Annotated in this window: 7 protein-coding genes; 6 read left to right on the top strand and 1 reads right to left on the bottom strand. The window is 60.8% G+C overall.

The genetic code is table 11. From position 1 onward, the window contains the following. The first annotated feature begins 269 nt into the window (after positions 1–269). Positions 270–1,217, top strand: a complete 948-nt coding sequence (locus tag J3P92_RS11095; protein WP_434649985.1) for an IS110 family transposase — start codon at positions 270–272, stop codon at positions 1,215–1,217. A 96-nt stretch (positions 1,218–1,313) separates the two neighbouring features. Here the strand turns inward: J3P92_RS11095 and J3P92_RS11090 are convergent, their stop codons facing one another. Then, positions 1,314–2,438, bottom strand: coding sequence for a sugar diacid recognition domain-containing protein (locus J3P92_RS11090; protein ID WP_434650769.1), 1,125 nt, complete (start codon positions 2,436–2,438; stop codon positions 1,314–1,316). Positions 2,439–2,631: 193 nt separating this feature from the next. On the opposite strand from J3P92_RS11090, the gene J3P92_RS11085 reads away from it, so the two are divergent. The 5 genes from J3P92_RS11085 (at position 2,632) to J3P92_RS11065 (ending at position 12,711) form a co-directional block, all read left to right on the top strand. After that, positions 2,632–3,942: an MFS transporter gene (locus tag J3P92_RS11085; RefSeq protein WP_434610992.1), complete on the top strand. Its 1,311-nt coding sequence runs from the start codon at positions 2,632–2,634 to the stop codon at positions 3,940–3,942. Between the two features lie 133 nt (positions 3,943–4,075). Continuing rightward, positions 4,076–5,089, top strand: a complete 1,014-nt coding sequence (locus tag J3P92_RS11080) for an aldo/keto reductase (protein ID WP_434563635.1) — start codon at positions 4,076–4,078, stop codon at positions 5,087–5,089. A gap of 157 nt (positions 5,090–5,246) precedes the next feature. After that, entirely contained in the window at positions 5,247–6,131 is an 885-nt protein-coding gene (gene rarD / locus J3P92_RS11075) for an EamA family transporter RarD (protein ID WP_434650767.1), read from the top strand. Between the two features lie 117 nt (positions 6,132–6,248). Next, positions 6,249–9,701, top strand: a complete 3,453-nt coding sequence (locus tag J3P92_RS11070; protein ID WP_434650765.1) for a hypothetical protein — start codon at positions 6,249–6,251, stop codon at positions 9,699–9,701. Between the two features lie 100 nt (positions 9,702–9,801). Beyond that, positions 9,802–12,711, top strand: a complete 2,910-nt coding sequence (locus tag J3P92_RS11065) for a hypothetical protein (RefSeq protein WP_434650763.1) — start codon at positions 9,802–9,804, stop codon at positions 12,709–12,711. Positions 12,712–12,827 lie beyond the last annotated feature (116 nt).

Genomic DNA, 12,827 nt, shown 5'->3' with positions numbered 1-12,827 from the left:
GGCATTATTGGTCAAATTCACAAAGGATGGGTTGGCATTGCGGGCCTCTTCGCGAGCAGGCTCGCTTGTATGGTAGGACTTGAAGGGAGGAGGAGGGACAAGGCTCGATTCTGACTGTTCGCGCAGTACAGACCGTGGGAGATTTCACCCCTCCTCCTTTCACCCAAGCGCCGATAAAGAATGCATCTGGCCTAGACCGACGATAGGAACAAGCCTGCGCCTCTGGGTGAACCCTTCAAGTGTTCAAACCTTAGCGCGGAGGATTTTCAATGGCAATGCCGGTTTCTGTCGCAAAGCCGATCGTGGGGGTTGATGTCGCCAAAGATGAGTTGGTGATTTATCACGCAGAAACAGATCGACTGGAAGCGATCCCCAACACCAAAGCTGCGATCCAGAAGTGGCTCAAGGAATTGCCTGCGCCAGTGGATGTCGCCATCGAGGCCACCAATATCTATCACCAGGACTTCGCCGACCTGGCTTATGCGCAGGGCTGTGTGATCTACATGATCGGCGGCTACGAACTCAGCCATTACCGCAAAGGTGTGAAAGTTCGCGCCAAAACCGATGCGCTGGATGCTCGGTTGTTGGCTCGCTACTTGAACAACGAAGGCCACCAGTTGCACCCGTGGACCCCGCCATCGCCCCTGTATTGCCGGCTTATAAGCCTTTTCCGGCGCCGGGCAGCCTTGGTTCAGGCGCGTGTCAGCCTCAAGCAAAGTTGGTCGAACGAACCGTTGCTCAAAACGGCCTTTGAGAACCAGATAAAGGCCATGCAGCGACTGGAAATCTTGCTTGAGAAAACAATCCAGACGCAATTGGATGCAGCCGGTCTGGGCAGTCAGCTCAAGCGCTGCATGAAAGTCGAAGGAATCGGGCTGTTGAGCGGTGCGCGTTTACTTACGTCGTTTCAGCGTGGAGATTTCAGAAATGCCGATGCCTTCATCGCTTTTCTAGGGCTGGACCTGCGCATATCGGACTCGGGAAAAAAGAAGGGACGCCGCTGCCTGTCTAAGCGAGGTGACCCGGAGGCGCGCCGATTGATGCACAACGCCGCGATGTCGGCGAGCCGCACAGCGGCGTGGAAGGGTTTTTATGGGGCTCTGCGGGCTCGAGGGCTAAGCACAACCGAAGCATTAGTGGCACTGGCCCGCAAGCTTGCCCGAGTGGTATTCGCTCTGTTGAAGAACCAGAGCGAATACCTACCAAAAGGCATCTAAGGCTAGCCATGCACCATAGAATCTCCCACAAGTATTTTCTACTGGATATGGGATCACAGCAGATCCAATGTGGGAGCGAGCCTGCTCGCGAAGGGATCACGCCGGATAATTTTGATCATGGGGCAACAGTTGGACGCCTAGATACAACGCCAGCATCCCATCCAGCCTGAGCAGGTCGACGCCGCTGAGTTCGGCGATGCGTTCCATGCGATAACGCAGGCTGTTGCGGTGGATGCCCAGGGCGTCGGCGCAGGCCTGGCTCTGGCCGTCGTGTTCGCACCAGCTTCGCAAGGTAGCGAGCAATTGGCCGTTGCTGTCCTTGGCGATCACTTTGCGCAACGGGCTGAGCAGTTCGTCGAGGGCATCATCGCTGCGATGCCGCCAGAGCATCACCGGCAGTCGATGGCGATTGAGGAGCAGCAAGCGCGACTGCGGCAGGACATCGCGCCCATACGCCAGCAGATCCGCTACCCGCCGGTAGCAACGGCGCAGCCCCGCCAGCCCCTCGGCCTGGCCGCCCACAGCAACTCGCAGGATGCTCCAGCCCAGGCCATCGAGCTTGCCCAGCAGCCGCTCGTTCTCCACCGAGGCCGTGACCGGCCGGCACCAGAGCAAGGAGGATTTGGACGACGTCAGGCACCAGCTGTCCGGGTAGCGCGACATCAGCCAGGCGCTCAGCGATTCGACGGTTTGACCAGGGCCATGCTCCAAGCCCAATTCGAACAGATACGGTACGCGCGACAGCTGCGGCTTGAGGCCCATCTGCTGCGCTTCATCGAGCAACCTTGGCGAATCCCCGGCATCGCCCAGCAGCAATGCCAGCAAGTCATCGCAACGCTGGCGGCGCCATTGCTGCTCGGCCTGCTGGTTGCGCTGGCCGAGCAACATTTCGGCGGTCATGCGCACCAGTTCGGCGTAAGTGCGCAATTGCGCGGGTTCGCCGGTAATGCCCAGCACGCCGATCAAGCGCTGATCGAGCATCAATGGCAGGTTGATTCCCGGCTGTACGCCCTTGAGGTGGACGGCGGTGTGCTCGTCGATTTCCACCACCCGTCCGTTGGCGAGGACCAGTTGCGCGCCCTCGTGGCGGGTATTGATGCGCTCGCGCTCGCCGCTGCCGAGGATCAAGCCCTGGTTGTCCATGACGTTGACGTTATAGGGCAGAATCGCCATCGCCCGGTCGACGATGTCCTGCGCCAGGTCGTGATCGAGTTCGAACATGGGCGGTGTTCCTTGCAAGCGGCGTGATTGTTGTTTTGAGGTGCGCCGCCCACGGGATTGGTCAGGCGCACAGGGTCGGATTGCAAACGTTGTGCTGCGGCACAAAGACACGGGACCTTGGGCTGGCCGAGACTCAAGGGGCGGTCAACGTTACCCCTTGGCACGCCAAAATCATAATAAAGAGAGCCCCGTCATGTCCCAGAGCGCAGCAGCCCTCCTGGCTACCCCCGACGAAAAGAATACCGTCTACAAGCGCATCACCCTGCGTTTGATCCCGTTCATCTTCATCTGCTACCTGTTCAACTACCTCGACCGGGTAAACGTTGGCTTCGCCAAGTTGCAGATGCTCGACGCGTTGAAGTTCAGCGAAACCGTGTACGGCCTCGGCGCCGGGATCTTCTTCATCGGCTACGTGCTGTGCGGCGTGCCGAGCAATCTGGCCTTGACCAAATTCGGCCCTCGGCGCTGGATCGCCCTGATGATGATCACCTGGGGCACGCTGTCGACCTGCCTGCTGTTCGTCACCACCCCAACCCAGTTCTACACCTTGCGGCTGTTCACCGGGGCGGCTGAAGCCGGGTTCTTCCCTGGCGTCGTGCTGTACCTTTCGCAATGGTTCCCGACGTTCCGCCGTGGCCGGATCATGGCGCTGTTCATGTCGGCCATCCCAGTGTCGGGGCTGCTGGGCAGCCCGTTTTCCGGCTGGATTCTCAACCACTTCGCCGCCGGCCAGGGCGGCCTGGCGGGTTGGCAGTGGATGTTCCTGCTGCAAGGCATCCCGACAGTGATTCTCGGCGCCCTGGCGTTCTTCCTGCTCAGCGACACCTTCGCCAAGGCCACCTGGCTGACCGACCATGAACGCGCCGTGCTCACCGCCGACCACGCCGAAGACCTGGCCAACAAACCGAAAACCACCACAGACTCCCTGGCCGCCGTGTTCAAGAACCCGGCGATCTGGGCCTTCGGCCTGGTGTACTTCTGCATCCAGAGCGGCGTGTATGCGATCAATTTCTGGCTGCCGTCGATCATCAAGAACCTCGGTTTCAGCGATAACCTGGTGATCGGCTGGCTGAGTGCGATTCCCTATCTGCTGGCGGCGGTGTTCATGTTGCTGGTGGGGCGCTCGGCGGATCTGCACAAGGAGCGTCGCTGGCACTTGGTCGTGCCGATGCTGATGGGCGCGGTGGGGCTGCTGATCGCGGTGAACTTCGCCACCACGCCGGCCATCGCCATCCTCGGCCTGTCCATCGCCACCATGGGCGCCCTCACCGGCCTGCCGATGTTCTGGCCGGTGCCCACCGCCCTGCTCAGCGCGGGCGCGGCGGCCGGCGGGCTGGCGTTGATCAACTCCATGGGCCAGATGGCCGGTTTCCTCAGCCCATACCTGGTGGGCTGGGTCAAGGACACCACTGGCTCGACCGATGCGGCGCTGTACCTGCTGGCCGGCGTGATCGTCTGCGGCAGCCTGTTGGCGCTGCGCATGACCCGCACCTTGCGGGCCTGACACCCTTTTACCCTGTGGGAGCGAGCTTGCTCGCTCCCACAATTGATTTGTGGTGGTTTGAGAATTCTGTTTGATCCTTGCGGCGGTTCTGGTATTTGATTGAACCTTTCCCCATGAATAAAAGGATCTTGTCATGAGCTACCGCACGCTAGGCCATTCAGGGTTGCAAGTCTCGACGTTGACCCTGGGCACCATGATGTTCGGCGAACAGACCAGCACCGAAGATTCGCTGCGGATCATCGACAAGGCCTGGGACCAGGGCATCAACTTCATCGACACCGCGGACGTCTACACCGGAGGTCGCTCCGAAGAAATCGTCGGCGAGGCGATTGCCCATCGTCGCCATGAATGGGTGCTCGCCACCAAGGTCGGCTTCGGCCCGCCGGACGGTATGCCTAACCGCAGCGGCCTGAGCCGCAAGCATCTGTTCAATGGGATCGAGGCCAGCCTGACGCGCCTGGGCACCGATTACCTGGATATCTATTACCTGCACCGCGAAGACCACAACACCCCGCTGCACGTCACCGTGTCGGCCATCGGCGACCTGATTCGCCAGGGCAAGATCCGCTACTGGGGCCTGTCGAACTACCGCGGCTGGCGCATCGCCGAGGTGATCCGCATTGCCGACAGCCTGGGCATCGACCGCCCGGTCATCAGCCAACCGCTATACAACATCGTCAACCGCCAGGCGGAAACCGAGCAGATCACAGCGGCGCAGAATTATGGCCTTGGCGTGGTGCCATTCAGCCCCCTGGCTCGCGGCGTGCTCAGCGGCAAGTACGCGCCAGACGTCGCACCGGACGCCAACAGCCGTGCCGGACGCCAGGACAAGCGCATCCTGGAAACCGAATGGCGGGTCGAGTCCCTGCGCATCGCCCAGCAGATCCTGGAATACACCCAGGGCCGGGGCGTGGGCATCGTCGAGTTCGCCATCGCCTGGGTGCTGAACAACAATGCCGTCACCTCGGCCATCGTCGGGCCGCGCACCGAGGAGCAGTGGGATTCGTACACCAAGGCGCAGGCGGTGAAAATCACGGCAGAGGATGAAGCATTCATCGATTCGCTGGTGACACCGGGCCATGCCTCGACGCCGGGGTTCAATGATGTCGGCCATTTCGTGCCGGGGCGCGTGCCGCGTACGTCGTAACTTACACTGAGATCACCGTGGCGAGGGAGCGTGCTCCCGCTCGGCTGCGCAGCAGTCGCTCTTTGGGGCCGCTACGCGGCCCAGCGGGAGCAAGCTCCCTCGCCACGGGTAAACGGCTTTCCGTATCGTGCTGCAATTCCAATAACAAGAGGCATCCGTGTCCAAAGGCATCGCTCTATCGGTCTCGGCATCCGCCCTGTTCGCCGTCATGTACTACTACACCTCGCTGCTCGCGCCGCTGACGGGCCTGGAGATTTTCGGTTGGCGCATGTTGCTGACGATGCCGTGCATGACTGCGTTCATGCTGATCTCCCGTGAATGGAAACTCGTCTCGGATCTTGTCGCACGCCTGATCGCCACGCCGCGCTTGCTGCTGGGTGCAATGGCGTCATCGGCACTGATGGGGGCGCAGTTATGGCTGTTCATGTGGGCGCCGCTCAACGACTACAGCCTGGACGTGTCGCTGGGCTATTTCCTGCTGCCGCTATCGATGGTCCTGACGGGGCGCATCGCCTATGGCGAGCGCCTTTCGCGTCTGCAGAAAGCCGCGGTGTTTTTCGCCTCTCTCGGCGTGCTCAACGAGCTGTACCGGGTGGGTGGGTTTTCCTGGGCGACGTTACTGGTGGTGCTGGGCTATCCAATCTATTTCATCCTGCGCAAACGCCTTCGCACCGACAACCTGGGTGGGCTCTGGCTGGACATGACGTTGATGCTGCCGTTGGCGCTCTGGTTCGTGCAGAGCGGCGAACAAGGTTTCAAGGTTTTCAATCAACACCCGTGGCTGTCGCTGCTCATCCCGCTGCTCGGCGTCATCAGTGCCTCGGCCCTGGTGGCCTATATCGTTGCCAGCCGGTTGCTGCCCTTCAGCCTGTTCGGGCTGTTGAGCTACGTCGAGCCGGTGTTGTTGCTGGGGGTCGCGCTGCTGCTGGGTGAAAGCATCCAGGCTGAAGAATGGCTGACCTATATCCCCATCTGGATGGCCGTGGCGGTTCTGGTATTCGAAGGGTCCAAGCATATGGTGCGGCAACGGCGCCGGGCCTGACTGCCCCAGCTTGCATCACGAAACACTCTGCGCCCACGCGCCAGGTCCAGCTCCTTTATCATGCCCGCACGAACGCCAGGAGGGCGCTCGGCAGACCTTACGATAAAGGAATTATCGATGTCAGAACCTTCCCAAGGGCGATCCGCCCAACCAGGAGTGGAACGGATTCCACCTGTGGTGATCACCGATATCACGTCCCATCCGCTGCAACGTCTGCCCGAACATAACGACACGCAACCGGATAAAAAACCAACGCCCCGGGAACGGCTCACGCGTTTGGATGAACGCCTGGGGCCGGTGAAGATTGGCGAGTTGAGCATAAGCCGCGTCGACCTTTATCGCATGGGCGCACGCCTGGGCGACGACGGGACCGCAACAGACTCGGCACTTCTTTCGCAACCGGACGGAGCGCTGATCGATGCCGTCCGGTTCGATCCACTGATGATCGAGACTTACATCAAGGCGCACCCTTCGGGCAACGCCCCCGATGCGACCTCTCTGTTGTTCGAGCTCGCGTCCGTCCGGTCCTCCAGCTCCCCCGCGATTCTTGAGCCAACACCAGGCCACGTCCCCAGCGGGTCGATGGACACGTTCGGCAAATTGCTCGATGCGTTGCAGGCGATGCAAGCGTTGCAGGGCCAACCCTTCGCACCGGGCATGCCAACCTGGGTCAACAACCTGAAGAGCCACGGTATGCTCACCGCTGCGCTGGGCATGCAGATCTACGGAATCTACGGTGGTCTGGTGGGGATCCGTGATGGCCTGAGAAACAGCGATCTGGCCGAGATAGCGGTCAGCTCCGGGGAAATCGGCGGTGAGCTCACTTCGGTCATGGTGGAGCACGGGCTGTTGAAGACCGGAAAACAAATGCTGCGCCAGGCTGACCGGGTGCTCATGGGCTTCAAGGCCACCGCCGTGGGCAAATGGCTGATCCGCAGCGCGGGCCTGATGGCCGGCATCCTCACGCTCCCTTTCGATATCTACCACGCCATCAATGCCTTCGACGCCGCCGCCAGATCCACGGGCAAGGAAGCCATGGACCATTACGTCTCGGCCGGCATGAGCGTGGCGAGCGCAGGCCTCTCGGTCGCGCTCGGGGCGGCGGCAATGGCGGGGTTCGGTCTGACCGGCGCGGTTGGGTTGGTGGCGTGCGCCGTCCTGATGGTGGGCGCAAGGGTCTACGGCGCAGCACGCCAGGTCGATGACATTGACGATTACATTGAGCTGAGCATCAACGAACGCTGGCGCTCGGGTTGGTTCGCGTTCACTGGGCAAGCGCTCGATACTCAAGTGATGGGACGCTACGAGGTTGCGCGCACCCGTGTCGGGTACACCCAGGCGCTGGTGGACCAGGCGCGCAAGCTGCTGGACGGCGAGCTGAAACCCAGCGTGGAAGCCCTCGTCAGCGGCCGCTTCGAAGTCAACATGCAACCGCTCAAGCACTGGAGACTGCACTGGGATGACGGCGAGCAGCCTTACCGTGAAGTGAGCACACCAGAGGTAGTGGAAAGCGACGATGTAATCGACGCATCTCGGGGGCTGGACAAGGCTCCCAGGGTGACCGTCGGTGAACCGGGCAAGGGCAAGGGCATCTATTGGCAGTTGGGTGGCGGCAACGACCAGGTCTTCGGCGTATACGACAAACCCAACTACTTCAGCTTCTCAACGGGTAAAAAGAGCCTGACGGGAGGTTCGGAGGATGATGCGTTCATGTTCCATGTGAACGAGACACTCAAGACGCCGGTCGTGGATGCCAGGAACGCGCTGCATGGCGGCGCGGGCAACGACACGCTGTCGTTGCAGGGTCGACTCCCGGACGTCAACGGCTCTTACGCCTATCTCGGCCTTGAAATCGATCTGCCCGGCGGACTCTCCCTGTTGAAGTCCCACGACGACACCCACCCTGCCCACTACGCAACGATCACCTCGATTGAAAACGTCGAGACACTGCCCCGTGGCTACAGCCGAGTCATCGGTGACCGGCACCCCAACCACATCACGCTCAATGGTATGGATGACCGAGCCACCGGTGGACGCGGCGATGATGTGTTCCAGCTGATGGGCAACTCCAGTCGGGTCGACGGTGGCCCCGGCACGGACCGTTACTACGTCGCCATCAACACTGGCGACATCCATATCACCGAGGATGGGACGGAGCCGAGCATCATTGAACTCGGCTATCCAGCGGAAGGGATCAAGGGTTGGGAAATCCAGGGCACGTCATTGAAGGTGACGTTATCCCATGATGCGCAGACAACGGATTTATTTCGCGAGCTGTGCATTGTCGATACGTATTGCCAGGTTGGGACTCAACGGGTCCTGCGTAATGACGCTCTGCTGTTCGTGACGCAAGATGGCTTCACTTTCAAGCCGGATCTGCCAGACGCTTTGCTCGCCCCGGAAGATCACCCCGTCAGCGCGATCATGGTGCATCAAGGCAAATCGCCGCCCGCGCCGGTCATTTTCAATGGTGAAAAAGTCGCCTCACGGGATCTCGTCTCCGAAAACTATTTCGTTGCCAGGGAATGCCCCGACCCTATCTTCGATATCCCGCAGCAACCGGCCAACGCAACCACCACGCTGTTCCTGGACCATGACGACAGCGAATTGGAAGCCGTCCACGCTCATTATCGCGTGGAGGTTTGCACCATCGGTTATTGGAACTGGCTGACCTACAGCGACATGAAGCTGGTGCTGCAATTCACCAACGGCACGCGGCTGACGCTCGATCATTGGATGAAGCATAACCAGGGTGTTGCGTCGAATGTCACGGGCATGTTGATGTCCACTGGCGTATCGCTCACGCGCGCCATCACTCTGGTCTTTCGTGACGGCACCTCCTACCGGGTGGGTACGGTACGGCCGTCATTCCACGATGATTATCAGAACCCGGGAACACGCGTGGTCGAGGGGCGCCATGTACTGCGCCGACGCCCTGGTCGTGCTGTCTTCCGGTCCCCGTCCCGTGAAGTCATACGCCTGCCTTCCAGACCGCAAAAAATCAGGTTGCCTGAACGCCAGCACACCAGCATTTACGAGCTGGAGGGCAACGCCTCCACTTACGAAGTACACCCCAGCCCTGGCGCCACCCTGCGCCTGTATACGACCAGCGCAACCGATTCGTCGGTGTGGAATATTCACGCCGACAGCTTTGACATGGATCTGGCCCGCAGCGATATCCGTGTCGGTAGGACCTGGGTCCTGCTCGGTGACGTGCGGTTGTTGCTCACGCCAGCGTCCGATGACCGGAAACCACCGGAAATTGTGCATGTGGAACTCGTGTCCGGCACCCGTTACCAGATCGACACCGATCTGGGGAAAGCGCGACTGTTGAGCATCAATGCCAGGTTCCATGCCGACATTGCCACGCTCCTGCGAGAAATCCAGGCCCATGAAGCTGATGGCAGCCTGGCGACGACATTTCTCAGCGTCGCTGGCGTTCGCCTCGCTGACGGCACGCCAGGCGCGATCTTCTATGACGTACTGGACCAGCGCTGGATTCTCGATAGCGACGACACGCAAGAAGTGAACAGCTCGGACCTGATGATCGGGACCGTTGCCCAGCACTGAACGGCACTCCCTCAACACGTCCAAGCAGCCAAGACCAACCCGTCCGCACGCGTCGGCACCGGCTGGCCGCTGCAACACGACACCTATCAAGGAAGAGAACATGTCTCCAAAAAAACCTGTGCGCCCGAAGGGCACAGACACGCCAGGCACCGATCCGGGCACGATTACCCTACCCGACGTCAGGCTGCCGCCTCATCTTGCATTGCCTGGGACCGGCATCCCGCCACGCCCCCACACGTCGACGTCCGAGCCCAGTGGCTCTGCCGGGGCTTCATCCCAGAAGAGCCCGCCGCCACCCGTCGAGCTGACGGACCCGACCAGTGGCGCCCCAACGGCTGCGCAGCCTTCGCCAAGGTCCTTGGATCGCTACGCGCTCAATCCACCCGAAGGGTTGCCACCGGCCCGCGCCGATGGTCTTCGGGTCAACGGCAACGGCAGCTACGTCGATCTGGACGACGGGAAAGTCGCCCGGGTCGTCCATGACCCTGCCTTGAACGCTTATTACGCGTGGGGCCTGAATGAACTGTCACCTTCGGGCCCGGCACTCTATCGGCCAACAGGCGCGGTGTCCTGGCGCGAAAACGCCTTCGCCACGAAGCTGCGGGCCTACCAACTGGGCAAGGACCAGCGAGCAGTATTCGATCGCAGGAACGAGGGGCTATCGAGCCAGTCCATCAAAGAGCGCGACGCTGCTTTAAGCCCTATTTACCGGACCCAACAGAACCAACTGAAAGAGGACGCCCGGTTATTCCTTCAAAACGCCCAACGGATCCCTCGTTCCGCCGCTCCTTCGTTGCTTGGCGTGGAGACATTTTCCAAGCTCATCGAGAAAATCTTCGAACACTCCCAAGGCCTGGTCATGACGGAGCGGTTTTCGGGCACCGGCAGCAAGATGCAACTGATCGACGCGATGCCGGCACTGGTCGCAAGCGGTGTAACGACGCTGTACCTGGATCGCTTGCGAATCGACATCGACCAGGTCGTCCTGGACGGGTTCGCCAGGACCGGTGTCCTCGACGCGAGACTGAAGCGTCGCCTGCACGCTCTCGACGTGAATGATGACGCGGTCCCGCCAACGCCCTACACCTATCAGAACCTGATCATCGCGGCGCGGGAAAATGGCATAAGGGTCCAGGCCCTGGACTGCGCCGCCAGGGCCCAGGCGGAACTGTCCGGAGACGACGGTTTCCGAGGCCTGTTCACGTATCACGCCAGCCAAGTGATCAACGCCGACCGCCTTAATCGTCCGCAAGGCAAGTGGGTCGCCCTGGTGGGAGCGTCCCAGTATCGTAAAAGGAACATCGCTCTTGAACAGGAGCAGCACGCCACGGTGACTTTCAGCTACCCCAACACGCCTGGCCTGGCCCAAGTGCAAGGTGTGATGAGCTTGCATGTCGAGGACCTTGCCCATGGCCCGAACCTGCAGATCATCCAGGACCCGTCGCTCGGGGCCGCTGATTTGAACCTGAACGTAGGGGGCCAGGGCATGAAGCCATTCGAGCTGCCCGTTCGTTACCGACGCGTTCTGGAACAAGACATTCGAAGTGCCAACCTTACGCAGGACCCCCATAGCCTTTTTGCGACAATACCGGTGCAGCGTGGTCTCGATGTCGAAACCGCCCAGCGGGAACGTTTCCAGCGCGCCAGGGATACCATCAGCGCCAGCCAGTACTTCTTCGAAGGCCAACCGGTCACCCGCCCCAGGCCGCCCACGCCGGCACTGCAACCTTACAGCCCACCCCCCGCTGTGCTTGAAAGCATTTACCGTGTATCCAACGGCCTGGTCTTGGGAGCGGCCTACAACGCCATCGGCGCCAGGAAGTTCTTGATCGACAACATGCCCGCCCTGAAGGAGCAGCAGGTCAAGACGCTCTACATGGAAAACCTGATCAGTGAATACGATCAACCCCGGCTGGATGCATTTGCCTCCAGCGGTGCGATGTCCGATCCTCTGAGGGCGAATCTCCGGCGCCAGGACGAACTCCAGCAGATACATCCCTCCAGCGCCCATTCGTTGGTCAACCTCATCACTGTTGCTCACCAGCACGGCATCAAGGTGCAGGCGCTCGACACGTCGATCACCTTCAGGGACGAAATGAGGCGGCACGCCCCCGAGCGCTCCAGGAACTTCAAGTACGTGGCCCATACTCTCATCGAGACCGACCAGGCCCACCGGGGCCCGCACAAATGGGTGGCGCTGGTAGAGAGCGGCCACGCCAATACCGCTCGAAACACCCCCGGATTGGCTGAACTGCAAGGTGCCGTCGGGGTACGCGTGGTCGATGCCGGCAGTCAACCCACGCGAGTGCTGCCCGATGAAGGAGAGATCGTTTCCAGTCTCTTGCCCATCGCACGACCAGCCGCTCACCGTACGCCCTCCGGCGCCGGGTACCTTTTTGTGAAGTCAGATCTGCTGCTGGAGATAAGTACCGGCACCCAGCTGATACGGCGGGCGCCCGTCAGCCCTGGCAAGTTGTTGAACAAGCCGAACGAATTCCTCATCGAACGCTCGGAAGATGGGTTTCAGCTGTACCTGGCGAAACATCAGCTGGGGGACTTCAGCGTGTACCCCCTGCTTATGGCCGCTGACCAGCTATCGGTCGACATTCCCGACCTGTCCCAGCATTACCACCGGGTGTGGCAAGTCAACAGAGTGAAGTTCAAGGACATCGATGGGCTGGTGTGGGCGCTCAAGACTGCCGGTCTTAAACAGGTCAGCGGCACGACGGTGATTCCCGTCTCGCCGCTGCGCCTGATGGATAGGCACCCACGGCTGACCGATCCTGGCATGTACCTTGTCGAAACCAGACCGGAAGGCACCATGATCTTCCACCGTTCCAAGGACAGCTCGATCAAAAGAACGCTGGTCAGCAAGGATCAGTTGTCGGGCAAGCTTTATATCAATCGACCGGAATGGGGGCTTACCGAGCTTCGTCTGTTTGACAACCTGGACGCCCTCACGGCCCATCTGGATGAAGCGATTGGGTTGAAACGCGTGCAAAGCGCCTGACAAACAGCACCGGTCAAGCATTGATGCCGGACCTGCTCTGGCCAATATCCAGGGCGCGGGCGAGCTTGCTGGCGATAGCGCCACCACGGGCGGATGGATCGCCAGCGTAGCTTGCG

Origin of the sequence: Pseudomonas sp. D3-27 (assembly GCF_051132165.1) — a bacterium.
Taxonomy (GTDB): domain Bacteria; phylum Pseudomonadota; class Gammaproteobacteria; order Pseudomonadales; family Pseudomonadaceae; genus Aquipseudomonas.
This window is presented reverse-complemented; position numbering and strand designations above follow the sequence as displayed.

Excerpts from the sequence above, each read along its gene's own strand:
- J3P92_RS11070 (WP_434650765.1), top strand. The coding sequence starts at position 6,249 with ATGTCAGAACCTTCCCAAGGGCGATCCGCCCAACCAGGAGTGGAACGG.
- J3P92_RS11065 (WP_434650763.1), top strand. The coding sequence starts at position 9,802 with ATGTCTCCAAAAAAACCTGTGCGCCCGAAGGGCACAGACACGCCAGGC.
- J3P92_RS11085 (WP_434610992.1), top strand. The coding sequence starts at position 2,632 with ATGTCCCAGAGCGCAGCAGCCCTCCTGGCTACCCCCGACGAAAAGAAT.
- J3P92_RS11080 (WP_434563635.1), top strand. The coding sequence starts at position 4,076 with ATGAGCTACCGCACGCTAGGCCATTCAGGGTTGCAAGTCTCGACGTTG.
- J3P92_RS11090 (WP_434650769.1), bottom strand. The coding sequence starts at position 2,438 with ATGTTCGAACTCGATCACGACCTGGCGCAGGACATCGTCGACCGGGCG.
- J3P92_RS11095 (WP_434649985.1), top strand. The coding sequence starts at position 270 with ATGGCAATGCCGGTTTCTGTCGCAAAGCCGATCGTGGGGGTTGATGTC.